The sequence below is a fragment of the Streptomyces sp. HUAS YS2 genome (assembly GCF_033343995.1).
Classification (GTDB): Bacteria; Actinomycetota; Actinomycetes; order Streptomycetales; family Streptomycetaceae; genus Streptomyces; species Streptomyces solicathayae.
Genome location: NZ_CP137573.1, coordinates 6,010,830 through 6,034,899, shown reverse-complemented (window position 1 = coordinate 6,034,899; position 24,070 = coordinate 6,010,830). Strand labels below are relative to the sequence as shown.

Here is a 24,070-nt window from a genome sequence, read left to right as displayed (position 1 = left end):
CGACGTACGACCACGAACGGAGCCGGGCAAATGGGTGAGCAGACGACTGTGAAGTTCCCGCAGGAGGTCATCGACGAGTACGCCGCGCTCGGCGTCGATCTTCCCGCCCTCTTCTCGGCCGGGCACCTCGGCAACCGGATGGGCGTGCAGATCGTCGAGGCCTCGGCGGAGAAGGTCGTCGGCACGATGCCGGTCGAGGGCAACACCCAGCCGTACGGACTGCTGCACGGCGGCGCGTCCGCCGTCCTCGCCGAGACCCTGGGATCGGTCGGCTCGATGCTGCACGGCGGGGTCTCCAAGATCGCCGTGGGCGTGGACCTGAACTGCACCCACCACCGCGGGGCCCGCAGCGGCCTGGTGACCGGTGTCGCGACCCCGGTGCACCGCGGCCGATCCACCGCGACGTACGAGATCGTGATCACGGACGAGGCGGGCAAGCGGGTCTGCACCGCCCGGCTGACCTGCATGCTCCGTGAGGTCACCGCCAAGGACGCGGAGAACCTCCCCGGCGCCTCGGCCTGACCCCCCACGCCCCCGCCCCCGGCCGGTCACCAACGGTGACCGGCCGGGGGCGCCGCGCATCCCGGCCCGGCCCCCGCACAGGCCCGCCCGTCCCGCCCCCAACTCCCGCACCACCACCCCCTCTTGCCCTCCCGGCCCCTCAGCCGCTTCACTGGCGGCCCTCCCCCACAGGAGAACGCCCGACCACCCACGACACCGAGGGGTTCCTCCTTGACCGCCGTACGACGTGCCACCGCCGCAGCCACCGCTGTCACCGCCGCGGCCTGCGCTGCCGTCCTCGCCACCGCGATCCCGTCCGCAGCGATCAACTCGTACAACGCGACACCCGCGCCCGAGCGCACCGAGGTCGGCGCCCTCGTCGCCACCTGGGACAACGACGACGACCCCGCGACGCCCGACCGGGTCGACTGGGTCTGCTCCGGCACGATGATCGACGCCGACACCTTCCTGACCGCCGCGCACTGCACCACCGACTGGCCGGCGAACGTGAAGTTCTACGTCTCCCTCGACCAGGACGTGCAGGCCGGCCTCGACCGGGCCGCCGTGGAGCACCCCGGCGACCCGGCCGCCCAGGCGCGGGCCGTCGCCGTCGAGGGCACCGCGCACAGCCACCCGGCCTACCCCGGACCCGCCTCCGACACCCACGACATCTCGGTGGTCCAGCTCCCCGCCGCGCAGGTGAAGGCCCGCTGGTCGTTCACCCCGGCCACGCTGCCGAAGGCCGGGGCGCTCGGCGCGCTCGGCCCGCAGGGACTGAACGACACCGCCTTCGTCGTCGCCGGGTACGGCACCCAGGAGGCGCGCCGCGGCCCCGGCGGCCACACCCACCCGGGCGGCGGCGTCCGGATGAAGGCACCGGTCGGGTTCGACGCTCTGAACGACGCCTGGGTGCGGCTCGCGATGACCGCCCCGCAGGGCAACGGCGGTGCCTGCTACGGCGATTCGGGCGGCCCGAACTTCGCCACGCTGAACGGCAGACTCACCCTGGTCGCCACCACCATCACCGGCGATACGCCCTGCTACGCCACCAATGTCACGTACCGGCTCGACACCCCTGGCGCCCGTGACTTCCTGAAGCCCTTCGTCCGACTTCCGTGACCCGCAAGCCTGTTGTGCATCCGTGAGGGGAGCGCCTAGCGTTCCCCTCATGGGGCTCCCGCGGCACACCCCGGCCAGGACCGCTCTCCGCGCGGCCCTGGCCGTCTGCGTCCTGGGCACCCTGCCGGGCTGCACCCAGGGATCACCGCAGTCACCCCCGGCGCCCTCCGGACCGAAAAGCGCCGCCGACATCTGCACCGACCTCGTGGCGTACTGGGTGAAAGAGGCCCTGAAGGGCAGCAAGTGGGCCGGTCTGGACTGGGAGCAGAAGGGGCTGTCGAACGAGCAGCTGACCGTGCACGACGAGGTGCTCGCCGCCGCACGGCAAAAGGAACGCACCGACGGGCGGGACGCGGCGCTGACCTTCGCCGACGAGGAGAGCCGGCGGCGGTGCGCGGCGGCGAACGGCGCCACGGGAAGCTCGGAGAACTGGAGACCTCCGGGCAGCACCCCCTCGCCCGGACCCTCCTCCACCCCTCCACCCACCCCGCCATCCCCGTAACGCTGTGTGACTTTCACCAGCCCAGGGGGCAGATCGCGCCACTCTCCGTTCCGTCCGGTGGCGCCGGGGCGCGTGTCCGATATCCGGACGCGCCCCCAGGGGGCGGGACAGGACCAAGATTCATCCAAGCCCCTTAGCGGAACTGCGCGTTCTCACTATGTGAACACCCGGCAACCGCCCGCTATACCCCGGTTTGCCCCCCGGCTACCCACCATCTCTCCCCGTCGGCATAACAAGACAGTCACATCCTGACCTGGGCGCTCCCCCGACTTCACCCCCTGCGCCTAGAGTCACGGCCAGTCACCGCGCCGCCGGGCGCGTCCACTGCACGGCCCAGTAGCAAACCCCCGTACGGCCCGGCGTTGAAATACGGCACCTCTAGCTACCCAGCTACACGGCACCACCTCAGCTCGAGGGGGCCGCGCCAGGGAAAGGATGCATTGTGCGCAACCGTTCGTTGCTCGTTCTGACCACCGTGCTCACCACGGGAGCCCTCACCCTCACCGCCTGCGGTTCGCGCGACGACGGTGGCAAGGACAACTCCAAGGGCGGCACGACCGTCGTCATCGGCGTCGACGCCCCGCTCACGGGCTCGCTGTCCGCGCTCGGTCAGGGCATCAAGAACTCCGTCGACCTGGCCGTCCAGACCGCCAACAAGAACAAAGAAGTCCCGGGCGTCACCTTCAAGATCGAGGCCCTCGACGACCAGGCCACCCCGGCCACCGGCAAGGCCAACGCCACCAAGCTCGTCGGCATCAAGGACGTCCTCGGCGTCGTCGGCCCGCTGAACTCCGGCGTCTCCCAGTCCATGCAGGCGGACTTCGACAAGGCCAACCTGACCCAGGTCTCCCCGGCCAACACGAACCCCTCGCTCTCCAAGGGCGACAACTGGGGCAAGGGCGACTTCAAGCGCCCGTTCAAGACCTACTTCCGCACCGCCACCACCGACGTCATCCAGGGCAAGTTCGCCGCGAACTACCTGTTCAAGGACGCCGGCAAGAAGAAGGTCTTCGTCGTCAACGACAAGCAGACCTACGGCGCCGGCCTCGCCGCGATCTTCTCCGACGAGTTCAAGCGTCTCGGCGGCACCGTCGTCGACACCGACTCCGTCACCGTGAAGGAGACCGACTTCTCCTCCACCGCCAACAAGATCAAGGCGTCGGGCGCCGACTCCGTCTACTTCGGCGGCCAGTACCCCGAGGGCGGCCTGCTCTCCGACCAGGTCAAGAAGGCCGGCGCGAAGATCCCCACCATGGGTGGCGACGGCATCTACGACCCGGAGTTCATCAAGGCCTCCGGCGAGGCCAACGACGGTGACCTGGCCACCTCGGTCGGCTACCCCGTCGAGAAGCTCCCCACCGCCAAGAAGTTCATCGAGGACTACAAGGCGGCCGGCTACAAGGACCCGTACGCGGCCTACGGCGGCTACTCCTACGACGCCGCCTGGTCCATCATCCAGGCCGTCAAGGCCGTCGTCGCCGACAACAAGGGCAAGCTCCCCGAGGACGCCCGCGCCAAGGTCACCGAGGCCATGGCCAAGGTCTCCTTCGAGGGCGTGACCGGCAAGGTCTCCTTCGACGAGTTCGGCGACACCACGAACAAGCAGCTCACCGTCTACCAGGTCAAGAACGGCGCCTGGGTCGACGTGAAGTCTTCGACCTTCGAGGACTGATCCCCGCACTGCCCCGCACACGCACCACCTGAACCAAGCCGCGCGAGGGCGCAAACAGCGCCCTCGCGCGGACTCATATCCGACACGCTCATCGGAGGCCCTGCGGTGAACGAACTGCCGCAACAGCTGGCCGACGGCCTTGCCCTGGGTGCCCTTTACGGGCTCATCGCCATCGGTTACACGATGGTCTACGGCATCGTCCAGCTCATCAACTTCGCCCACGGCGAGATCTTCATGATCGGGGGCTTCGGCGCCCTCACGGCATACACGATCCTTCCCGACGGCACCCCCCTCGCCGTCGGCATCCCCGTGATGCTCATAGGTGGCGCGGTGGTCTCCGTCGCCGTCGCCATGGGAGCCGAAAGATTCGCCTACCGCCCCCTGCGCGGCGCGCCCCGGCTCGCCCCGCTGATCACGGCCATCGGTCTGTCGATCGTGCTCCAGCAGCTCATCTGGGGCTTCTACCCCGGAGCCAAGAGCAAGGTCACCTTCCCCGAGTTCAAGGGCGAAAGCTTCCAGCTCTTCGACGGCCTCGCGATCTCCCGCGCCGACGCGTTCGTCCTCGTGGCCGCCCCTCTCTGCATGATCGCCCTCGGCCTCTTCGTCTCGAAGAGCCGCAGCGGCCGCGCCATGCAGGCCACGGCACAGGACCCCGACACCGCGAAGCTGATGGGCATCAACACCGACCGCATCATCGTGATGGCCTTCGCCATCGGCGCCGCGTTCGCCGCGGTCGCAGCGGTCGCCGAAGGCCTCGACAAGGGCCAGATCCGCTTCGAGATGGGCTTCCTGCTCGGCCTCAAGGCCTTCACCGCAGCCGTCCTCGGCGGCATCGGCAACATCTACGGCGCCATGATCGGCGGCGTCGTCCTCGGTGTCGCCGAGACCCTCTCCATCGCCTACGTCGAGCACATCCCCGGGATGGACCAGTTCGGCGGCGGCGCCTGGAAGGACATCTGGGTCTTCTCCCTCCTCATCCTCGTGCTCCTGTTCCGGCCACAAGGCCTCCTCGGACAGCGCACCGCGGACAGGGCGTGATCGCGATGACGACCGACACCAAGACCCCCGAGACCCCCGAGACCCCGGACACCGCCGTCGCCCCCGCGCAGACGGACCCCCAGGGCCCCGGCCTCCTCCACTGGATCGTCGCCGCCGGCGGCCTCGCCACCGTCGCGAGCACCTTCCTCGCCTGGACCTACACCAGCGAGTTCCCCGGCGACCTCACCGTCAACGGCTACCCCGGCGGCCTCCAGGTCCTCACCCTGATCGGCGGCCTCCTCGTCACGCTGTTCGCCCTCGCGGGCCTCGGCGTCAAGGGCCTGCGCTGGCTCGTCCCGGCGGGCGCCAAGAAGGCGCTGGAATTCCTCGCCCTCGGAACCCTCGCCACCACCCTGTTCACCGTGCTCGCCATCGCGGTCGAACTGGGCGGCTTCATCCACCTGGAGCCCGGCGGCATCATCGCCGCCGTCGCCTCGCTGATCCCGATGGTCGCCTTCCGGCTGCCCGACGACAGCCGCACCCCGGCAAAGCCCAAGGAGCTCCCCTCCTGGGCCGAGATCCTGCTGCTCGTCGTCGTCTTCGCCGTCGGCCTGTACGCGGTCACCTACGGCATCTCCACCGAGTACGGCGAGCTGTTCATCGGCTACCTGATCCTCGCGCTCTTCGCCGCCGTCGCCCTCAAGAAGGCCGGCCTCACCGGCCGGATCTCCGCGATGGCCTCGAAGAACCGCCAGGTCGCCGCCATCGCCGCCTTCGTCGCCGCAGCCGCCTTCCCGTTCACGCAGACCACGGACACCTACACCGTCATCGCGGTGAACGCCCTGATCTTCGCGACGGTCGCCCTCGGCCTCAACGTCGTCGTCGGTCTGGCCGGCCTGCTCGACCTCGGTTACGTCGCCTTCCTCGGCGTCGGCGCGTACACCGCGGCCCTGGTCTCCGGCTCCACCGCCTCCGCCCTGGACATCGAACTGCCCTTCTGGGGCGCCGTACTCATCGGCGCCTTCGCCGCACTGGTCTTCGGCGTCGTCATCGGCGCACCGACCCTGCGCCTCCACGGCGACTACCTCGCCATCGTGACGCTCGGCTTCGGAGAGATCTTCCGCATCACCGTCAACAACATGGACGGCGACAACGGACCGCAGATCACCAACGGCCCCAACGGCATCCCGAACATCCCGGCGCTGAACATCTTCGGCTACGACTTCGGCGAGACCCACACCATCCTGGGCCTCGAACTCGGCACGTACGCCAACTACTACCTGCTGATGCTCCTCGTCATGGTCCTCGTCGTCGTGGTCTTCAGCCGCGCACAGGACTCCCGCATCGGCCGCGCCTGGGTCGCCATCCGCGAGGACGAGACCGCCGCCACCGCCATGGGCATCAACGGCTTCCGCGTCAAGCTGATCGCCTTCGCCCTCGGCGCCACCCTCGCCGGCGTCGCCGGCACCGTCCAGGCCCACTTCCAGGGCACCGTGCTCCCCGAGATGTACGTGTTCGCCGGCCCCGTCGCCCCGAACTCCGCGTTCCTCCTCGCGGCCGTCATCCTCGGCGGCATGGGCACCATCCGCGGCCCGATCCTCGGCGCCGCACTGCTCTTCCTGATCCCCGAGAAGCTGGCCTTCCTCAAGGACTACCAGCTGCTCGCGTTCGGCCTCGCGCTCATCCTGCTGATGCGCTTCCGCCCCGAGGGACTCATCCCCAACAAGCGGGCCCAGCTGGAATACCACGAGCACGACGAGAACGCTGACAAGCTCGACGTGCCGGAACAGCGGGCCTCCGCCGAATCCGGCGTCGGAACCGCGAAGGCGGGTGCGTGAACGCCATGACGACGACCACCACCACGGCCGCGGCCACCACCACGGCCGCCACCGTCCTCGACGCCAGCGGTGTCACCATGCGCTTCGGCGGCCTCACCGCCGTCCGCGGCGTCGACCTCACCGTCCGCGAAGGCGAGATCGTCGGACTGATCGGCCCCAACGGCGCCGGCAAGACGACCTTCTTCAACTGCCTCACCGGCCTCTACGTCCCCACCGAGGGACAGGTCAGCTACAAGGGCACGGTGCTGCCGCCCAAGCCGCACCTCGTCACGAAGGCCGGCATCGCCCGCACCTTCCAGAACATCCGCCTCTTCTCCAACATGACCGTCCTGGAGAACGTCCTCGTCGGACGCCACACCCGGACCAAGGAAGGCCTCTGGTCCGCGCTCCTGCGCGGCCCCGGCTTCAAGAAGGCGGAAATCGCCTCCCGCGAACGAGCCATGGAACTCCTCGAGTTCGTCGGCCTCGACGCCAAGGCCGAACACCTCGCCCGCAACCTGCCCTACGGCGAACAGCGCAAGCTCGAAATCGCCCGCGCACTCGCCAGCGACCCCGGCCTGCTGCTCCTCGACGAGCCCACCGCCGGCATGAACCAGAACGAGACGCGCACCACCGAGGAGCTCGTCTTCGCCATCCGCGACAAGGGCATCGCCGTCCTCGTCATCGAGCACGACATGAAGTTCATCTTCAACCTGTGCGACCGCGTGGCCGTTCTGGTCCAGGGCGAAAAGCTCGTCGAAGGCACCTCCGACGTCGTCCAGGGCGACGAGCGCGTCGTCGCCGCGTACCTCGGCACCCCGTACGAGGGCGCCCCGGGCGCGGAGGAGGTCGCCGAGGTCGAGGCGGCCGAGGCGCACGCGGACGAGGCGGCGGAGGAGACGGCCGAGACGGCCGAGACGGCCGACGCCCCGGCCGAGGAGCCCGCCGAGGCCGAGGCCGAGGCCGCCGCCGACGAGTCCGACGCCGAGACGGACTCCGACTCGGACTCCGACTCGGACGACTCCGACGACGCTCCGGAAGCCGCTTCCGAGAACGCCACGGACGCGGACAGCACCACCGAAGGAGACTCCAAGTGACCGCACTTCTCGAGGTCGAGGACCTCAGGGTCGCCTACGGCAAGATCGAAGCCGTCAAAGGCATCTCCTTCACCGTCGAAACCGGCCAGGTCGTCAGCCTGATCGGCACCAACGGCGCGGGCAAGACCACCACCCTGCGAACCCTCTCCGGACTGATCAAGCCCACCAGCGGCAAGATCACCTTCGACGGCCAGGTCCTCAACGGCATCCCGGCCCACAAGACGGTCTCGCTCGGCATGGCCCACTCCCCCGAGGGCCGGCACATCTTCCCCAAGCTCACCATCGCCGAGAACCTCCAGCTCGGAGCCTTCCTCCGCAAGGACAAGGACGGCATCGAGAAGGACATCCAGCGCGCCTACGACCTCTTCCCCATCCTGGGCGAACGTCGCAAGCAGGCCGCCGGCACCCTCTCCGGCGGCGAGCAGCAGATGCTGGCCATGGGCCGAGCCCTCATGTCCCAGCCCAAGCTGCTCATGCTCGACGAGCCGTCCATGGGCCTCTCCCCGATCATGATGCAGAAGATCATGGAGACCATCGCGACGCTCAAGGCCGAAGGCATGACCATCCTGCTCATCGAGCAGAACGCCCAGGCCGCCCTGTCCCTCGCGGACTACGGCTACGTGCTCGAAGTCGGCAAGATCAAGCTCTCCGGCACCGGCCAGGACCTGCTCGTCGACGACGAGGTGCGCAAGACGTACCTCGGCGAGGACTAGCAGCCACAGACGGAAGGCCCGCCCCACAACGCTGTGGGGCGGGCCTTCTACGTTTCCGAGGGCTACTGGCCCTTCGCGGCCTTCTTCTCCTCGGAGTCCTCGATGACCGCCTCAGCGACCTGCTGCATCGACATACGGCGGTCCATCGACGTCTTCTGGATCCAACGGAACGCGGCCGGCTCCGTCAGCCCGTACTCCGTCTGCAGAATGCTCTTCGCACGATCGACCAGCTTGCGCGTCTCCAGACGCTGCGAGAGGTCCGCGACCTCCTTCTCCAGCGCCCGCAGCTCCGCGAACCGGGAGACGGCCATCTCGATCGCCGGCACGACATCGCTCTTGCTGAACGGCTTCACCAGGTACGCCATGGCGCCCGCGTCACGGGCCCGCTCGACGAGATCGCGCTGCGAGAACGCGGTGAGCATCAGGACCGGGGCGATCGACTCACCGGCGATCTTCTCGGCGGCGGAGATGCCGTCGAGGACGGGCATCTTCACATCGAGGATGACCAGGTCGGGCTTGTGCTCCCGGGCTAGCTCGACGGCGGTGGCGCCGTCGCCGGCCTCACCGACGACCGAGTACCCCTCTTCTTCGAGCATCTCTTTGAGGTCGAGGCGGATGAGGGCCTCGTCCTCGGCGATGACGACACGGGTCGTCAGCGGCGGGACGTGCGACTGGTCGTCGTCGGCGACGGGCTGGGGCGACTCGGGGGCGGTCACGGGGGCTCCTCGTTACGGGGCACGGGTACTGCTCCCTAGAGAGTACCGACCTGCGGTAAAGTTTGAGACGCAAGGGGTCCGTGACTCCTTGCTTTCTAAGGCCCCAGTACTCCAACTGGTCAGAGAGGCCGCTCTCAAACAGCGGACAGTGTGGGTTCGAATCCCACCTGGGGCACTCGACCTTCACTTCCATGGTCGCCAATCATTAGGCGATCTTCACTCGCACCGGTGAACAGGCGCTCGATTCGCCTCCTCCTCGCGAGAAAGCCGCCAAAGTCGGCCAAATGTACGACCTGCATACGCGCCAACGAGCCCTGGCTCTCGTAGCCCAGGGCCGCAGCCTCAACTCCGTGAGCAAGCAGACCGGGATCTCGCGTGCGGCCATACGCAGTTGGCAGACACGCCTGGAACCTCGCCCTCGGATATCCGTACATTGCGCGCCCTGTGTGCGCTGCCGCCCCGTACCGGGCCGTCCCGCACCAGCAGAGGCGTACGCCTATCTCCTCGGGCTCTATCTCGGCGACGGCTGCATCAGCCCGCACCCGCGCGGAGGGCACCACTTGCGCATTGCCTGCGCCGACGCCTGGCCCGGCTTGATCGAGGCGTGCCGCAGAGCGATCCAGGCCGTCCGCCCCGAGGGCAAGGCGTACACCCTGCAGAAGCAGGGCTGCGTGGCAGTCACCAGCTACGGACGCCATTGGACCTGCCTCTTCCCGCAGCACGGGCCCGGCAGGAAGCACGAACGGCGCATCGCCCTCGAACCCTGGCAGGAGGAGATCGTCGCCACGCATCCCTGGGATTTCATCCGCGGGCTCATTCACTCCGACGGCTGCCGGATCACCAACTGGACTACCCGAATCATCGAGAGCGTACGGAAGCGGTACGAGTACCCCCGGTACTTCTTCACCAACACGTCGACCGACATCGTCCAGCTCTACACCGACGCCCTCGACATGGTCGGCGTCGAGTGGAAACCGCTCAATCAGAGCCGCGCCGCCATCACCATCTCCGTCGCCCGAAAGGCCTCCGTCGCGCTCATGGACGCCCACGTCGGCCCCAAGTACTGAGACCTCAGCCCGTCACCGGGTCCCCGATGTGGTGCACCCGGACCAGGTTCGTCGAGCCCGGGACGCCCGGCGGGGAGCCGGCCGTGATCACCACGATGTCGCCCTTCTTGCAGCGGCCGATGCGCAGGAGTTCCTCGTCGACCTGGGCGACCATCGCGTCCGTGGAGTCGACGTGTGGGCCCAGGAAGGTTTCCACGCCCCAGGTCAGGTTGAGCTGGGAGCGGGTGGCCGGGTCGGGGGTGAAGGCGAGGAGGGGGATGGGTGAGCGGTAGCGGGAGAGGCGTTTGACGGTGTCGCCGGACTGGGTGAAGGCGACGAGGAATTTGGCTTCGAGGAAGTCGCCGATCTCGGCGGCCGCGCGGGCGACGGCGCCGCCCTGGGTGCGGGGCTTGTTGCGGTCCGTCAGTGGGGGCAGCCCCTTGGCCAGGACGTCTTCTTCCGCCGCTTCGACGATGCGGCTCATCGTGCGGACGGTTTCGACGGGGTATCTGCCGACGCTGGTCTCGCCGGAGAGCATGACCGCGTCCGTGCCGTCGATGACCGCGTTGGCGACGTCGCTCGCTTCGGCGCGGGTGGGGCGGGAGTTGTCGATCATCGAGTCGAGCATCTGGGTGGCGACGATGACCGGTTTGGCGTTGCGCTTGGCGAGTTTGATGGCGCGCTTCTGGACGATGGGGACTTGTTCCAGGGGCATTTCGACGCCGAGGTCGCCGCGGGCGACCATGATGCCGTCGAAGGCGGCGACGATGTCGTCGATGTTGTCGACGGCCTGGGGTTTTTCGATCTTGGCGATGACGGGGAGGCGGCGGCCTTCTTCGTCCATGATGCGGTGGACGTCGTCGATGTCGCGGCCGGTGCGGACGAAGGAGAGGGCGATGACGTCGGCTCCGGTGCGCAGGGCCCAGCGGAGGTCGTCGATGTCCTTGTCGGAGAGGGCGGGGACGGAGACGGCGACTCCGGGGAGGTTGAGTCCTTTGTTGTCGGAGATGAGGCCGCCTTCGATGACGGTGGTGTGGACGTGGGGGCCGTCGACCTGGGTGACGTCGAGGGCGACGCGGCCGTCGTCGACGAGGATGCGTTCGCCTGTGGTGACGTCGGTGGCGAGGCCGGCGTAGGTGGTGCCGCAGCGGTGGCGGTCGCCTTCGACGGGTTCGACGGTGATGGTGAATTCGTCGCCGCGTTCAAGGAGTACGGGGCCTTCGCGGAAGCGGCCGAGGCGGATCTTCGGGCCTTGAAGGTCGACGAGGATGCCTACGCTGCGGCCGGTTTCGTCGGCGGCTTTGCGCACGTGGCGGTAGCGCTCCTCGTGTTCGGCGTGGCCGCCGTGGCTGAGGTTGAACCGGGCGATGTCCATTCCGGCTTCGACCAGGGCTTTGATCTGGTCGTATGTGTCGGTGGCGGGGCCCAGGGTGCAGACGATCTTTGCTCGGCGCATGGTTCGAGCGTAGGGCTTACCTGCGGGTAGGACATGGGGTCCTGATGTCTGGCCAACATCCTTTGGATGAAAGCTTGTTGACAACTCTTGAATCTGTGCGGGGCCTTGCTCTGATGAGCGTTTCTCTGTCGGTTTTCAGAGGGTCGGGGGGTGCATGGTGAAGCGGGCGGTGACTTCGGCGGTGACGGTCTGGCGTTGGGGTTCGAGGTCGAGTGGTGGGGTGGTGTCGGCGGTTTCGGCGGCGAAGGCCATGCGGGTGGTTCCGGCGAGGGGGTTGGGTGGCTGGGCGAGGCCGGTGTCGGAGAGTTCGATGAGTGCGGCGAGGGTGGTGCCGAGGGCGGCGGCGTATTCGCGGGCGCGTTGGACGGCCTCTCCGACTGCGGTGCGGCGGGCGTCGCCGTGGGCCGGGGAGTCGGGTCGGAGTCCCCACCAGGGGCCGTCGACCTGGGTGAGGTCGAGGTCGGCGAGTCGGGTGGTGAGTTCGCCGAGGGCGGTGAAGTCGTTGAGTTCTGCGGTGAGGTGGACGCGGCCGTGGTAGGCGCGGATGCGTTCGCCGCGGCCGTGGCGGCCGAGTTCGGGGGAGATGGAGAAGGCGCCTGTCTCGAGTTTTTCGAGCGCTTCGCCGTAGGACTTGATGAGGGTGAGGACGTCGCTGTTGCGGCGTGTGAGGTCGGCGAGTGCGGTGGTGCGGTCGGTGCCGCGGGCGCTGACGGTGACGCCGATGCGGGCGATCTCGGGGTCGACCTCGATGCGGGCTTCGCCGCGTACGGCGACGTGGGGTGCTTCGGGGGTAGGGGCGTCGGGGGTCATGGTGGGCTCCCTGGTGTGGGGCGGGTGCGGTCTCGAACACTTTCCCACTCCGTAACCGTGCAGGCCTGTTGCCGGCGTGGCGTGTGGGTCAGAATCTACGCGCGTCATGCATCACGAACTTGGGGAGAACACATGCCGCTGAACCGTCGGACGTTCCTGGGAAGCTCTGCTGCCGTCGGGGCCGGTGCCGCCCTTTCCGCGGGGGTCGCCGTCCCTGCGCAGGCCGCTCAGGGGCGCGGGCCGAGGCCGGCCAAGCGGTACTCCTTCACGGTCATGGGTACGACGGACCTGCACGGGAACGTTTTCAACTGGGACTACTTCACGGACAAGGAGTTCGACGACAAGGCGCACAACGACGTCGGTCTGGCGAAGATCTCCACGCTGGTCTCCCAGGTGCGGGAGGCGAAGGGCCGTGGGAACACGCTGCTGATCGATGCCGGTGACACGATCCAGGGCACGCAGTTGTCGTACTACTACGCGAAGGTCGATCCGATCACGCAGGTCGGTGGCCCGGTGCACCCGATGGCGCAGGCGATGAACGCGATCGGGTACGACGCGGCGGCCCTCGGCAACCACGAGTTCAACTACGGCATTCCGGTGTTGCGGAAGTTCGAGGAGCAGTGTGACTTCCCGCTGCTGGGTGCGAATGCGCTGGATGCCACGACGCTGCGTCCGGCGTTCGCGCCGTACAGCATTCATCGGCTGCGTACGCCGTGCGGCCGGGATGTGAAGGTGGCGATTCTGGGTCTGACGAATCCGGGTATCGCGATCTGGGACAAGGCGAATGTCACGGGGAAGATGGTGTTCCCGGGGCTGGAGGAGCAGGCGGCGAAGTGGGTGCCGAAGCTGCGTTCGATGGGTGCGGACGTGGTGGTGGTCTCGGCGCATTCGGGTTCCAGTGGTACGTCGTCGTACGGTGACCAGCTCCCGTATGTGGAGAACGCGGCGGGTCTGGTGGCCGAGCAGGTGCCGGGGATCGACGCGATCCTGGTCGGGCACGCGCACACGGAGATCCCGGAGTACCGGGTGAGGAACAAGGAGACGGGCAAGGACGTCGTGCTGTCCGAGCCGTTGAAGTGGGGGCAGCGGCTGACGCTGTTCGACTTCGATCTGGTGTGGGAGAAGGGCCGCTGGGTGGTGGAGAAGGTCGGTGCGCAGGTGCTGAACTCCAACACGGTGGCGGAGGACCCGGCGATCACGAAGTTGCTCGGTGACGAGCACAGCGAGGTCGTGGCGTACGTGAACCAGGTGATCGGTTCGTCGACGGCGGCGATGACCACGGCGGAGGCGCCGTGGAAGGACGAGCCGATCATCGATCTGATCAACCATGTCCAGGCGGAGACGGTGAGGGGGGCGTTGGCGGGTGGGGCGTACGCGGCGCTGCCGGTGCTGTCGCAGGCGTCGTGCTTCTCCCGGACGGCGCGGATTCCGTCCGGGGAGGTGACGATCAAGGATGCGGCGGGGCTGTACCCGTTCGAGAACACGCTGGAGGCTCGTCTGATGACGGGTGCGCAGCTGAGGGAGTACCTGGAGTACTCGGCGAGGTACTACGTGCGGACGGCGGCGGGTGCGCCGGTGGACACGGCGAAGCTGACGAACGCGGACGGGACGCCGGATTACAACTATGACGCGGTGTCGGGTTTGTCGTACGAGATCGACATCGCGAAGCCGGCGGGTTCGCGGATCGTGGGCCTGTCTTTCCAGGGGAGGCCTCTGGATCCGGCGGCGCAGTTCGTGCTGGCGGTGAACAACTACCGGGCGAGTGGTGGCGGTGCGTTCCCGCATGTCGCGAAGGCGCAGCAGTTGTGGGCGAATTCGGATGAGATCCGGAACACGATCATTCAGTGGGTGAAGGCGAAGGGGACGGTCGACCCGGGGCAGTTCGCGTCGGTGGACTGGAAGCTGACCCGGGACGGGGTGCCGGTGTTCTAGTCGGTCAGTCCTGTGTGAGGGGCGTCAGCTCCGGGCCTTGGGCCGGGATGCGTGGCGCCTCTTGCTGTTCCAGGCCGAAGCTGGTGAAGGCGGTGCGGCGGGGCAGGGGGTAGGGCTCTTTGCCGGTGAGGGAGTTGAGGATGGTGGCGCTACGCCAGGCGGCGAGGCCGAGGTCGGGGGCGCCGACGCCGTGGGTGTGTTTTTCGGCGTTCTGGACGTAGACGTTGCCGGTGACGGATTCGTCGAGGATGAGCCGGTAGGCGTGGTCGATGCGGGGGCGGCCGGTGGAGTCGTGGCGGAGGTAGGGGTCGAGGCCGGAGAGCATGCGGTCGACGGGGCGTTCGCGGTAGCCGGTGGCGAGGACGACGGCGTCGGTGGTGAGGCGGGTGCGGCTGGCCTGTTGGGTGTGTTCGAGGTGGAGTTCGACTTTGGTGGTGGCGACGCGGCCGGCGGTGCGGACGCGGACGCCGGGGGTGATGACGGCGTCGGGCCAGCCGCCGTGGAGGGTGCGGCGGTAGAGCTCGGCGTGGATGGCGGCGAGGGTGTCGGTGTCGATGCCTTTGTGGAGCTGCCATTGCCGGGGGACGAGTTCGTTGCGGACGGGTTCGGGGAGGGCGTGGAAGTAGCGGGTGTAGTCGGGGGTGAAGTGTTCCAGGCCGAGTTTGGAGTACTCCATGGGGGCGAGGGCTTCGGTGCGGGTGAGCCAGTGGAGTCGTTCGGCGCCGGCGGGGCGGGCGCGGAGGAGGTCGAGGAAGATCTCGGCGCCTGATTGGCCGGATCCGACGATGGTGACGTGGTCGGCGGTGATGAGGCGGTCGCGGTGGGCGAGGTAGTCGGCGGAGTGGTGGACGGGGACGCCGGGGGCGTCGGCGAGGGGGCGGAGGGGTTCGGGGACGTACGGTTCGGTGCCGACGCCGAGGACGACGTTGCGGGCGTAGGCGCGGCCGAGGGCTTCTGCTGCGCCGTGGGTGTCGATCTGGGTGAAGTCGACTTCGAAGAGGGCGCGTTCGGGGCTCCAGCGGACGGAGTCGACCTGGTGGCCGAAGTGGAGTCCGGGGAGGTGGTCGGAGACCCAGCGGCAGTAGGCGTCGTATTCGGCGCGTTGGATGTGGAAGGTCTCGGAGAAGTAGAAGGGGTAGAGGCGGTCGAGTGAGCGGAGGTAGTTGAGGAAGGTCCAGGGGCTGGCGGGGTCGGCGAGGGTGACCAGGTCGGCGAGGAAGGGGACTTGGAGGGTGGCGCCGTCGATGAGGAGTCCGGGGTGCCAGTGGAAGGCGGGGCGTTGTTCGTAGAAGGCGGTGGCGAGGCCGCCGGGGACGCCGTGGGCGAGGGCGGCGAGGGAGAGGTTGAACGGGCCGATGCCGATGCCCACGAGGTCGTGGGGGTGATCGTGGTCGTTCCGGGGGGTGCTGCCGGTCATCGGTCGGTGCTGCCTTCCACGAGGGTGATGATCTGGTGCAGGTCGTCGGGGGTGGTGTGGGGGTTGAGCAGGGTGGCTTTGAGCCAGAGGCGGCCGTCGGCGTGAGCGCGGCCGAGGACGGCGTGGCCGTGGGTGAGGAGGGTGCGGCGGATCGCGGCGACGGTGTCGTCGGTGGCGTGGGTGGGCCGGAACAGGACGGTGGTGAGCGGGGGCCGTTCGTGGAGTTCGAGGCCGGGGGTCTTGTCGACGAGGTCGGCGAGGTGTTCGGCGAGGTCGCGGCAGGTGTCGACGAGGTCGCCGAGGCCGGTGCGGCCGAGGGCGCGGAGGGTGACGGCGGTCTTGACGATGTCGGGGCGGCGGGTGGTGCGCAGGGAGCGGCCGAGGAGGTCGGGCAGGCCGGCGTCGGTGTCGTCGTCGGCGTTGAGGTAGTCGGCGGTGTGGGCGAGGGGGGCGAGGTCGGTGGTGTCGCGGACGGCGAGGAGGCCGGCGGCGGCGGGTTGCCAGCCGAGTTTGTGCAGGTCGATGGTGACGGTGCGGGCGCGGTCGAGGCCGGTGAGGAGGGTGCGGTGGGTGTCGCTGAACAGGAGTGGGCCGCCGTAGGCGGCGTCGATGTGGAGTTCGGCGCCGTGTGCTGTGCACAGGTCGGCGATCTCGGGGAGGGGGTCGATGCTGCCGGTGTCGGTGGTTCCGGCGGTGGCGGCGACGAGGAGGGGGCCGGTCAGGTCGGTGAGTGCTTCGTCGAGGGCGACGGGGTCGATGGTGCCGTTGGGGGTGGGGACGACGACGGGTTCGGGGAGGCCGAGGAGCCAGGCGGCGCGGTGGAAGGAGTGGTGGGCGTTGGCGCCGACGACGGCGCGGACGGATCCGTGGCGTTCGCGGGCGAGGAGCAGGGCGAGTTGGTTGGATTCGGTACCGCCGGTGGTGACGAGCGCGTCGGGGCGGGGCGCGTCGGGGTAGACCTGGGCGGCGAGGGCGGTGGTGACGAGGGTTTCGAGGGCGGAGGCGGCGGGGGCCTGGTCCCAGGAGTCCATGGAGGGGTTGAGCGCGGAGGCGGCGAGGTCGGCGGCGACGGCGAGTGCGAGGGGCGGGGTGTGGAGGTGGGCGGCGCACAGGGGGTCGGCGGGGTCGGCGGCGCCTGCGGCGAGGGTGTGGGCGACGAGTCGTAGTGCCTCGCCTGCTCCGTCGCCGGCTTCGGGGAGTGCGTCGCCGAGTCGGTCGTGTACGCGCCGGGCGACGGTGTCCGGGCCCCCGCCGGGCAGTGGGCCGCCGCGCTCGGCGGCGCCGGAGCGGAGGGCGTCGAGGACGGTGTCGAGGAGTGGGCGCAGGGCGTCCGGGCCGGAGGTTCCTCCGGCGAGGGGCGGGGGCGGGGGTGCGGCACGCATGGACGACAGGGTGCCGGGCTGTGCGGGGCGTGTCCGGTGACCGCGATCACGTAACCCGAACGGGGGACAGGGTCTTGCCAGGGTGCGGGGTCCGTGGTCGCGGGGGGCCTTGTCGTGTTTGGGCCCTGGGGTGGGTCTCCGGGCTCATGCCGATCTGACGATCCGTCACTACTTTGAGTGACATGCCCATAAGACGCAGCTGTCAGGCCCGGTCAGTGCGCACAGGCCTGTCGAGCATTCGGAGTGTTCCGCGCACACGGGCCCGGCTGTTGGGCCTTCGGGCCCATCGCGGGGGTCATGGTCAGTCGGGTCAGGGCGCGTTGGAGTACGTGGCGCTGATCATGGTCGTCGCCGCGATCATCGGCTCGCTGGTGGCGACCGGGGTCGGACCGGCCCTCGCCGACAAGTTCGTCACTCAGGTCTCGTGCCTGTTCGGCGGCAGCTGCGAGAGCGGTGACCTCGACGGGGGGCCGGTGGCTCAGGAAGGGGCCCCGGCCGCGGGTGATGCCCCGGACGGCGACGCGCCACCGCCCGCCGAGCCTCCGGCGCCGCCGGCGAAGACGCAGGCCCAGCTCGACTTCGAGGCGGCGCAGCAGGCGCTGGACCTCGCCAGGACCGAGCAGCGCACCAGCGACGAGAAGGCGAAGGCGATCGCCAAGGAGCTCGCCGAGATCCTCGCGGACGAGCTGGGGCTGAAGAACCCCTTCGAGTGCGTCATGACGATGGACCTCGCGACCTGCGGGCAGGCCGCCCTCGATGTGCTGACCGGTCTGATCGGCGGCGGCGCGGCGGGGAAGTTCGCGAAGAAGTACTGGAAGCCGTGGGACTGGGAGAAGGCCGCGGGCAAGATCAAGAAGGTCGTGGGGCTGGCCTGGGACCTGAAGGGCAGGATCGGCAGCGCCATCGACGCGCGCGGCAAGGTCAAGAACGCCGAGGACACCTTCAACACCGCGAAGGCGAAGCTCGACGCCGAGAACGCGGCCAAGCCGAAGCCCGAGGACCCGAAGAAGCCGCCGAAGAAGCCGGACGAGGAGGAGGAAGAGCCGGAGAAGTGCCCGCAGCCCCACAGCTTCCTGGCCCGCACACCGGTGCTGTTCGGTGACGGCAGCCGCCGTCCCATCGAGAGCGTGCGCCTCGGCGACCGCGTGGTCGCCACCAACCCCCTGACGGGCCGTACCGCGGTACGCCCGGTCACGCGGACCATCAGGACCACGGACGACAAGCACTTCACCGTCCTGACCGTCCTCTCGGGCGGCCGCACGCAGCAGTTGACCGCCACCGACACGCACCCGTTCTGGCTCACCGACCTGCGCCGCTGGGCGGACGCCGGCGACATCGTGGCCGGCGCCGGGCTGCGTACGCCGGAGGGCCGGACCGTGCCGGTGACGGCGGTCCGCCACTACACGCAGCGGCAGACGACGTACGACCTCACGGTGGACGAGATCCACACGTACTACGTGCTGGCGGGGGCCACGCCCGTTCTCGTTCACAACAACAATTGCGAGGACAAGGTCTGGGAGCCGTACCGTGAGGACGTCTCGCACGATTTCCAGGGACCTCTTCCGGCAGATGCGGGGATTCCGCCAGGGTCACGCCTTGCGCCGGGCTATTACACCTTCATCGTTCGCCCGGACGGTTCCGTGCGCGCCATACACGACGAAGTGATGAAGGCCCTCAACCCCACTGCCGGACACGTGTCCCTGGGTGAGAATCAAGGGGTGATCATGGCAGGGCGATTCGTTGTCGATACAAGCGGCAGGATCATCGAGGTCGACAATTTCTCCGGCCACTATGCCCCGAAGGACCTCCCGGGGTTCACTCCGCTGGAGGACATCACACGTGCCGCCTTCCGGCGACATGGTTGGGACATCGGAGACTCCTGGAAATACTATCCGGGGCGACCAGGCCGCTGACCTGCAGGGACCGGCCGACGCGGCGTCGGCCGGTCCCTGGACGGTACGTGCTCAGGCCTCGCGGACCCGCAGTGCCCTTGCCAGGTCGTCGAGCTGGTCGACGAGCTTGCGGTGGAGGGCCGGGGTGAGGTCCGGGTCGGTCAGGTGCTCCTGGCCCGTCGCCAGGGAGTGCGCGTCGATCGCGTACGCGGGGAAGGCGTAGCGGCCGGCGGCTTCGGCCATGGCGGGGCTGCGGCGGGCGGCCATCGCGGGGGCGTCCGCGTAGAAGCGGGGGACGTAGTCCTGGACGAGGGTGGACTGTTCCGGCTGCCAGAAGCCCTGGGCGGTGGCGGTGAAGAGGTAGTTCGAGAGGTCGTCCGTCTCGAACATCGCCGACCAGGCCGCCGCCTTGGCCTCGGCCGTCGGCAGGGCGGCGCGGCAGCGGGCCGCGCCCTCCTGGCCGGAGGCGGAGGGGTCGCGGGCGAGTTCGGCCTCGATGGCGGCCTCGTCGGTCGCGCCGAGGACGGCGAGCCTGGCGAGGATGCGCCAGCGGAGTTCGGGGTCGAGTTCCGGGCCGCCGTGGACGGTGCCCTCGTCGAGCCAGGAGGCGATCTTGTCGGGGGTGGTGGCGCTGTCGATGAAGGTGCGGACGGCCGTCAGGCGCAGGCCCGGGGAGTCGCCGTCCTCGGTGCGGCGCAGCAGGTCGCGGGCGATCTCGGTGATCGTGGCGAGTGCGGCGGGACGGTCCTCGGGGGCGGTGTAGCGGTCGGCGACCTGGGTGCGGGCGAAGCCCAGGACGCCCTGGACGACGGCGAGTTCGGTCTCCTCGGGCAGGTGGGCGAGGGCGGTCTCCAGGTAGGCGGCGGGCTCGAGTTCGCCGTCGCGGACCATGTCGCGCAGGGTGTTCCAGACGACGGCGCGGGTGAGGCCGTCGGGGATGCGGGAGAGGCCGCGCAGGGCCGCCTCCTCGGACGTCTCGTCGAAGCGGACCTTGGCGTACGTGAGGTCGCCTTCGTTGAGGACGACGAGGTCGGGGCGGCGTCCGGCGCGTACGGCGACGGAGTCGCCCTGCGGGACGTCGATCTCGAACTGTTCGCGCAGGACGAGCCGGCTGCCGTCGCGGTCGTACGCGCCGACCGCGATGCGGTGCGGGCGGTCGCCGTCCTGGTCGACGGTGAGGTGCCAGTACTTCTTCTCGTCGCCGTCCCCGACGACGGGCCGCAGCCGGTCCACGCCCGTCGTGCGCAGCCACTGCTCGGCCCAGCCGTGGACGTCGCGGTCGGTGGCGGAGGCGAGGCTGTCGATGAAGTCGGCGAGGGTGGCGTTGCCGAACTTGTGGCGCTTGAAGTGGGTGTTGATGCCTGCGAGGAAGTCCTTCTCCCCCATCCAGGCGACCAGCTGGCGCAGCGCGGAGGCGCCCTTGGCGTAGGAGATGCCGTCGAAGTTGAGGAGCGCGGAGGCGGTGTCGGGGACGGCCTCGGGGTCGGGGGCGACGGGGTGGGTGGAGGGGCGCTGGTCGGCGTCGTAGCCCCAGGCCTTGCGGGTGACGCCGAAGTCGACCCAGGTGTCGGGGAAGCGGTCGGAGCAGGCTTCGTTGACGGTCTGGAAGCCCATGTACTCGGCGAAGGACTCGTTCAGCCAGATGTCGTCCCACCAGCGCAGGGTGACCAGGTCGCCGAACCACATGTGGGCCATCTCGTGGGCGATGACCATGGCGCGGGTCTGTCGTTCGGTGACGGTGACGGCGGAGCGGTACACGAATTCGTCGCGGAAGGTGACCAGGCCGGGGTTCTCCATGGCGCCGGCGTTGAACTCGGGCACGAATGCCTGGTCGTAGGAGTCGAAGGGGTACGGCTCCTCGAACTTCTCGTGGTAGCGGTCGTAGCACGCCTTGGTGACGTCGAAGATCTCGTCGGCGTCCGCGTCGAGGTACGGGGCGAGGGAGCGGCGGCAGTGGATGCCGAAGGGCAGGCCGGCGTGTTCGGTGCGCACCGAGTGCCAGGGGCCGGCGGCGACGGCGACGAAGTAGGTGGAGAGCAGCGGGGTGGGTGCGGCCTTCCAGCGGCCGTCGTCCTGCTGCTCGGTGATGCTGTTGGCGAGGACGGTCCAGCCGTCGGGCGCCGTGACGGTCAGCTCGAAGACGGCCTTGAGGTCGGGCTGGTCGAAGGCGGCGAAGACGCGCTGCACGTCCTCCATGAACAGCTGGGTGTAGACGTAGGTCTCGCCGTCGGTGGGGTCCGTGAAGCGGTGCATGCCCTCGCCGGTGCGGGAGTACCGCATCGACGCGTCGATCCGCAGTTCGTGCTCGCCCTCGGTGAGCCCGGTGAGGGGCAGCCGGTTCTCCGTCAGGGCCTCGGGGTCGAGCGGGGTGCCGTCGAGGGTGGCGGAGCGCAGGGTGACCGGCTTCAGCTCGACGAAGGTGTCCCCGGGGGTGCGGGCGCTGAACCGGATCAGGGTGGTGGAGTCGAAGGTGTCGTCTCCGGTGGTGAGGTCGAGCTCCACGGCGTAGTGGTGGACGTCGAGGAGCTGGGCACGGGTCTGCGCTTCGTCGCGCGTCAGTACGGACATGGGCCCATGCTGCCTGATGGGTGGCGGGCGGGGCAGGGGGCGGCGGGCGTTCCGCTGTGGGCGAGCGGGCGTGCGGCGTCCGGGCGCCCGTCCGGTGGTGTCCGCGCGCCCTGTCGTCGCGCCGCGCGCCCCCGGGCCGAGGCGCGGTCAGGCGCTCAGGCAAGGCCCGTGCCCGTGAGGTGGGTGAAGGCGGCGGTGATGCCGGGGCGGTCGTAGCCGGCGGGTCCCTTGGCGCCGCTGGAGAGCAGCGCCTGGAGGAGCAGCCGGGCTTTGGCCGGGTCGAGGGGGCCGGCCGGGACGAGGCCGCGGTGGAGCATGTCGTACTCGGAGCCGGGGCCGCGGTAGGTCTGGGAGAGCGTCGCGCCGGCTCCGGTGCGGGAGGCCAGGACGACGGGGATGCGGGTGGCGAGTGCCTCCAGCGGCTCGACGAGCCAGGTCGGGACGTGGCCGGCGCCGAAGGCGGCGACGACGAGGCCGTCGAAGCGGTCGTCGACGGCGTCGAGGAGTTCGCCGCGGTCGCCGAGGGACAGGGTGACCAGGGCGACCCGTACGTCCGGGTCGAGGGTCAGCGGGCGGGTCGTGGCCGGGGCGGCGGGCCGCAGCAAAAGCCGTGGGACGCCCTCGACGACGTGTCCGAGGGGGCCGGCACCGGGCGAGGCGAAGGTGGCCACGGAGGTGGTGTGGGTCTTGCGGACGTGCCGGGCTGCGTGGATCTCGTCGGCGAGGACGACGAGTACGCCGAGGTCGCGGCAGCGCGGGTCCGCGGCGACCGCGACCGCGGCGGCGATGTTGGCGGGGCCGTCCGCGCCGGGCAGGTCGGGGCGGCGCATCGCGCCGGTGACCGCGATCGGCTCGCGCGTCTCGCACAGGAGGTCGAGGAGGAAGGCGGTCTCCTCCAGGGTGTCGGTGCCCTGGACCACGACGACGCCCGATCCGGCGGCGACCGTCGCCCGTACCTCGTCGGCCAGTGCGTGCAGGTCCGCCAGGGTCAGCGACGAGCTGGGCAGGCGGCGGAAGTCGCGGACGTCGACGTCGACGCCGGCGCCGCCGACGACCTCGGCGCCGGTCAGCCGGCTCGCGTCACCGCCCAGTGCCGAGATGGTCCCCCCGAGCGTGAAGACGGTGACGCGTCCCATCAGCGTGTTCCCTCCGTGCCGGCGGCGGATGCCTCCGCCGTGTCGGCGATGGTCTCGTGGTGCCGGATGACCTCGGCGATGATGAAGTTCAGCAGCTTCTCCGCGAACGCCGGGTCGAGCTTGGCGCTCTCGGCGAGCTCCCGCAGCCGGGTGATCTGCCGGGCCTCGCGCGCCGGGTCGGCCGGCGGCAGCTGGTGCTGGGCCTTGAGGACGCCAACCTGCTGCGTGCACTTGAAGCGCTCGGCGAGCATGTGGACGACCGCCGCGTCGATGTTGTCGATGCTCTCGCGCAGCCGGGTCAGCTCGGCCCGTACGGATTCGTCGATGTCGCTCATGGGCAGCGAGCCTAGCCCGATCATCCGGCGATCGTCGGAGGGTGTTCGGGATCCGGGATCCGGTCGCTCCAGCCGCCGGGCACGGCGCGTCCCTGCTGCTCACGGAAGCGGACGGGCGCGGTGCCCACTCTTCGGGTGAACAGCCGGGAGAAGTACGCCGGGTCGTCGTAGCCGACCCGGCGGGCGACGGCGGCGACGGGCAGTTCGGTGGCGGCGAGGAGTTCCTTGGCGCGGCCGAGCCGGATGGTCAGCAGGTAGTCCTTGGGGCTACAGCCGGCGGCGCGCCGGACGGCGGTGCGCAGCTCGGCGGGGGTCATGCCGTGCCGGGCGGCGTGTTCGGCGACGGACAGGGACTGGAAGGCGTCGCGGGCGAGGGCGGTGAGGACGGGGTCGCCCTCGGCGTTGGTGTCGGCGCGGGCGCGGCGCAGCGCGACGAGGAGTTCGTGGACGGCGGCGCCGGTCTCGACCTCCAGGAGCGGGTTGCCGCGCCGGGCGGCCCTGGCGATCCGGCCGATGGCGCTGCGTGCGCCGGCGGCGTCGGAGAGGGGGACGACGGGGCGGTCGGGTTCGATGTAGCCGAGTTCGGTGTAGGTGGTGGTGGCCGGTCCGGCGAAGTCGACGAAGGCCTCGTCCCAGCCGGCGCCGGGGTCGGCGGAGTAGTGGTGCGGGACGCCGGGGGTGAGCCAGATCAGCGCGGGGGCGGTGACGGTGGTGCGCCGGCCGTCGGGGCCGCGGTACCAGCCGCTGCCGGCGCTGACGACGACGGCGACGTGGTGGTCGAGGGTGCGCGGGCCGACGGTGGGCAGGGCGCCGTGCTGGAGGCCGACGCCGAGGCAGACCAGGCCGAGGCGGTGGTGGACCGGGCTGGGCGTGAAGTAACGCATCCAGGTGTGGTACATCCGGCGCCGCCTCCTCGTACGTCCAAACAGCGACGATCTTTGTCCATGGACCCGTCCTTCGCCAGAGGGTGAAGGTGGGCCC

20 protein-coding genes and 1 tRNA gene are annotated in these 24,070 nt (G+C 69.7%); 12 read left to right on the top strand and 9 right to left on the bottom strand.

Features of this window, described 5'->3' with window-relative positions; translation table 11 throughout:
* The first annotated feature begins 30 nt into the window (after positions 1–30).
* The 8 genes from R2D22_RS27955 to R2D22_RS27920 all read left to right on the top strand — a co-directional run bounded on the left by R2D22_RS27955 (position 31) and on the right by R2D22_RS27920 (position 8,399).
* Positions 31–522, top strand: a complete 492-nt coding sequence (locus R2D22_RS27955) for a PaaI family thioesterase (protein WP_318107456.1) — start codon at positions 31–33, stop codon at positions 520–522.
* Between the two features lie 210 nt (positions 523–732).
* Positions 733–1,620 carry a trypsin-like serine protease gene (locus R2D22_RS27950; protein WP_318107455.1) on the top strand — a complete coding sequence of 296 codons (888 nt, stop codon included), beginning with the start codon at positions 733–735 and terminating at the stop codon, positions 1,618–1,620.
* A 49-nt stretch (positions 1,621–1,669) separates the two neighbouring features.
* Positions 1,670–2,122 (top strand): hypothetical protein, encoded by a 453-nt coding sequence (locus tag R2D22_RS27945; RefSeq protein WP_318107454.1) that lies wholly within the window; start codon positions 1,670–1,672, stop codon positions 2,120–2,122.
* Between the two features lie 442 nt (positions 2,123–2,564).
* Entirely contained in the window at positions 2,565–3,794 is a 1,230-nt protein-coding gene (locus R2D22_RS27940) for a branched-chain amino acid ABC transporter substrate-binding protein (protein ID WP_318107453.1), read from the top strand.
* Positions 3,795–3,899: 105 nt separating this feature from the next.
* Positions 3,900–4,832, top strand: coding sequence for a branched-chain amino acid ABC transporter permease (locus R2D22_RS27935; RefSeq protein ID WP_318107452.1), 933 nt, complete (start codon positions 3,900–3,902; stop codon positions 4,830–4,832).
* A 5-nt stretch (positions 4,833–4,837) separates the two neighbouring features.
* On the top strand, positions 4,838–6,610 hold the full coding sequence (locus R2D22_RS27930) for a branched-chain amino acid ABC transporter permease (RefSeq protein ID WP_318107451.1): 1,773 nt from the start codon (positions 4,838–4,840) through the stop codon (positions 6,608–6,610).
* A gap of 5 nt (positions 6,611–6,615) precedes the next feature.
* Positions 6,616–7,686 carry an ABC transporter ATP-binding protein gene (locus tag R2D22_RS27925; RefSeq protein ID WP_318107450.1) on the top strand — a complete coding sequence of 357 codons (1,071 nt, stop codon included), beginning with the start codon at positions 6,616–6,618 and terminating at the stop codon, positions 7,684–7,686.
* The gene (locus R2D22_RS27920) at positions 7,683–8,399 is read left to right on the top strand and encodes an ABC transporter ATP-binding protein (RefSeq protein WP_318107449.1); all 717 of its coding nucleotides are present in this window, start codon (positions 7,683–7,685) and stop codon (positions 8,397–8,399) included. Before R2D22_RS27925 ends, R2D22_RS27920 begins: the two co-directional genes overlap by 4 nt.
* A 62-nt stretch (positions 8,400–8,461) precedes the next feature.
* Here R2D22_RS27920 and R2D22_RS27915 read toward each other — a convergent pair whose 3' ends face one another.
* Entirely contained in the window at positions 8,462–9,115 is a 654-nt protein-coding gene (locus tag R2D22_RS27915; RefSeq protein WP_318107448.1) for an ANTAR domain-containing response regulator, read from the bottom strand.
* Between the two features lie 100 nt (positions 9,116–9,215).
* Here R2D22_RS27915 and R2D22_RS27910 point away from each other — a divergent pair.
* Positions 9,216–9,290: transfer RNA gene (locus R2D22_RS27910), tRNA-Leu, on the top strand.
* Between the two features lie 109 nt (positions 9,291–9,399).
* Positions 9,400–10,182, top strand: a complete 783-nt coding sequence (locus tag R2D22_RS27905; RefSeq protein WP_318107447.1) for a helix-turn-helix domain-containing protein — start codon at positions 9,400–9,402, stop codon at positions 10,180–10,182.
* A 4-nt stretch (positions 10,183–10,186) separates the two neighbouring features.
* Here the strand turns inward: R2D22_RS27905 and pyk are convergent, their stop codons facing one another.
* Positions 10,187–11,617 carry a pyruvate kinase gene (gene pyk / locus R2D22_RS27900; protein ID WP_318107446.1) on the bottom strand — a complete coding sequence of 477 codons (1,431 nt, stop codon included), beginning with the start codon at positions 11,615–11,617 and terminating at the stop codon, positions 10,187–10,189.
* A gap of 135 nt (positions 11,618–11,752) precedes the next feature.
* Positions 11,753–12,427: an SIMPL domain-containing protein gene (locus R2D22_RS27895; protein WP_318107445.1), complete on the bottom strand. Its 675-nt coding sequence runs from the start codon at positions 12,425–12,427 to the stop codon at positions 11,753–11,755.
* A gap of 132 nt (positions 12,428–12,559) precedes the next feature.
* Here R2D22_RS27895 and R2D22_RS27890 point away from each other — a divergent pair, with 132 nt between their 5' ends.
* Positions 12,560–14,359 carry a bifunctional metallophosphatase/5'-nucleotidase gene (locus R2D22_RS27890; protein WP_318110019.1) on the top strand — a complete coding sequence of 600 codons (1,800 nt, stop codon included), beginning with the start codon at positions 12,560–12,562 and terminating at the stop codon, positions 14,357–14,359.
* A gap of 4 nt (positions 14,360–14,363) precedes the next feature.
* Here R2D22_RS27890 and R2D22_RS27885 read toward each other — a convergent pair whose 3' ends face one another.
* Together R2D22_RS27885 and R2D22_RS27880 are read right to left on the bottom strand one after the other, a co-directional pair.
* Positions 14,364–15,776, bottom strand: a complete 1,413-nt coding sequence (locus R2D22_RS27885) for a lysine N(6)-hydroxylase/L-ornithine N(5)-oxygenase family protein (RefSeq protein ID WP_318107444.1) — start codon at positions 15,774–15,776, stop codon at positions 14,364–14,366.
* The gene (locus R2D22_RS27880; protein WP_318107443.1) at positions 15,773–17,158 is read right to left on the bottom strand and encodes a pyridoxal phosphate-dependent decarboxylase family protein; all 1,386 of its coding nucleotides are present in this window, start codon (positions 17,156–17,158) and stop codon (positions 15,773–15,775) included. Before R2D22_RS27880 ends, R2D22_RS27885 begins: the two co-directional genes overlap by 4 nt.
* Before the next feature lie 329 nt (positions 17,159–17,487).
* On the opposite strand from R2D22_RS27880, the gene R2D22_RS27875 reads away from it, so the two are divergent.
* Entirely contained in the window at positions 17,488–19,071 is a 1,584-nt protein-coding gene (locus tag R2D22_RS27875) for a polymorphic toxin-type HINT domain-containing protein (RefSeq protein WP_318107442.1), read from the top strand.
* A 51-nt stretch (positions 19,072–19,122) separates the two neighbouring features.
* Here R2D22_RS27875 and pepN read toward each other — a convergent pair whose 3' ends face one another.
* From pepN to R2D22_RS27855, 4 genes are all read right to left on the bottom strand, one after another.
* Positions 19,123–21,618 (bottom strand): aminopeptidase N, encoded by a 2,496-nt coding sequence (pepN, locus tag R2D22_RS27870; protein ID WP_318107441.1) that lies wholly within the window; start codon positions 21,616–21,618, stop codon positions 19,123–19,125.
* A 155-nt stretch (positions 21,619–21,773) separates the two neighbouring features.
* Positions 21,774–22,754, bottom strand: a complete 981-nt coding sequence (locus tag R2D22_RS27865; protein ID WP_318107440.1) for an asparaginase — start codon at positions 22,752–22,754, stop codon at positions 21,774–21,776.
* Positions 22,754–23,089, bottom strand: a complete 336-nt coding sequence (locus R2D22_RS27860; RefSeq protein ID WP_318107439.1) for a chorismate mutase — start codon at positions 23,087–23,089, stop codon at positions 22,754–22,756. Before R2D22_RS27860 ends, R2D22_RS27865 begins: the two co-directional genes overlap by 1 nt.
* 20 nt (positions 23,090–23,109) lie before the next feature.
* Positions 23,110–23,988 (bottom strand): helix-turn-helix domain-containing protein, encoded by an 879-nt coding sequence (locus R2D22_RS27855; RefSeq protein WP_318107438.1) that lies wholly within the window; start codon positions 23,986–23,988, stop codon positions 23,110–23,112.
* Between the last annotated feature and the right edge of the window lie 82 nt (positions 23,989–24,070).

Excerpts from the sequence above, each read along its gene's own strand:
- R2D22_RS27945 (WP_318107454.1), top strand. The coding sequence starts at position 1,670 with ATGGGGCTCCCGCGGCACACCCCGGCCAGGACCGCTCTCCGCGCGGCC.
- R2D22_RS27865 (WP_318107440.1), bottom strand. The coding sequence starts at position 22,754 with ATGGGACGCGTCACCGTCTTCACGCTCGGGGGGACCATCTCGGCACTG.
- R2D22_RS27955 (WP_318107456.1), top strand. The coding sequence starts at position 31 with ATGGGTGAGCAGACGACTGTGAAGTTCCCGCAGGAGGTCATCGACGAG.
- R2D22_RS27930 (WP_318107451.1), top strand. The coding sequence starts at position 4,838 with ATGACGACCGACACCAAGACCCCCGAGACCCCCGAGACCCCGGACACC.
- R2D22_RS27895 (WP_318107445.1), bottom strand. The coding sequence starts at position 12,427 with ATGACCCCCGACGCCCCTACCCCCGAAGCACCCCACGTCGCCGTACGC.
- R2D22_RS27890 (WP_318110019.1), top strand. The coding sequence starts at position 12,560 with ATGCCGCTGAACCGTCGGACGTTCCTGGGAAGCTCTGCTGCCGTCGGG.
- R2D22_RS27885 (WP_318107444.1), bottom strand. The coding sequence starts at position 15,776 with ATGACCGGCAGCACCCCCCGGAACGACCACGATCACCCCCACGACCTC.
- R2D22_RS27880 (WP_318107443.1), bottom strand. The coding sequence starts at position 17,158 with ATGCGTGCCGCACCCCCGCCCCCGCCCCTCGCCGGAGGAACCTCCGGC.
- pepN (WP_318107441.1), bottom strand. The coding sequence starts at position 21,618 with ATGTCCGTACTGACGCGCGACGAAGCGCAGACCCGTGCCCAGCTCCTC.
- pyk (WP_318107446.1), bottom strand. The coding sequence starts at position 11,617 with ATGCGCCGAGCAAAGATCGTCTGCACCCTGGGCCCCGCCACCGACACA.
- R2D22_RS27860 (WP_318107439.1), bottom strand. The coding sequence starts at position 23,089 with ATGAGCGACATCGACGAATCCGTACGGGCCGAGCTGACCCGGCTGCGC.
- R2D22_RS27855 (WP_318107438.1), bottom strand. The coding sequence starts at position 23,988 with ATGTACCACACCTGGATGCGTTACTTCACGCCCAGCCCGGTCCACCAC.
- R2D22_RS27925 (WP_318107450.1), top strand. The coding sequence starts at position 6,616 with ATGACGACGACCACCACCACGGCCGCGGCCACCACCACGGCCGCCACC.
- R2D22_RS27905 (WP_318107447.1), top strand. The coding sequence starts at position 9,400 with ATGTACGACCTGCATACGCGCCAACGAGCCCTGGCTCTCGTAGCCCAG.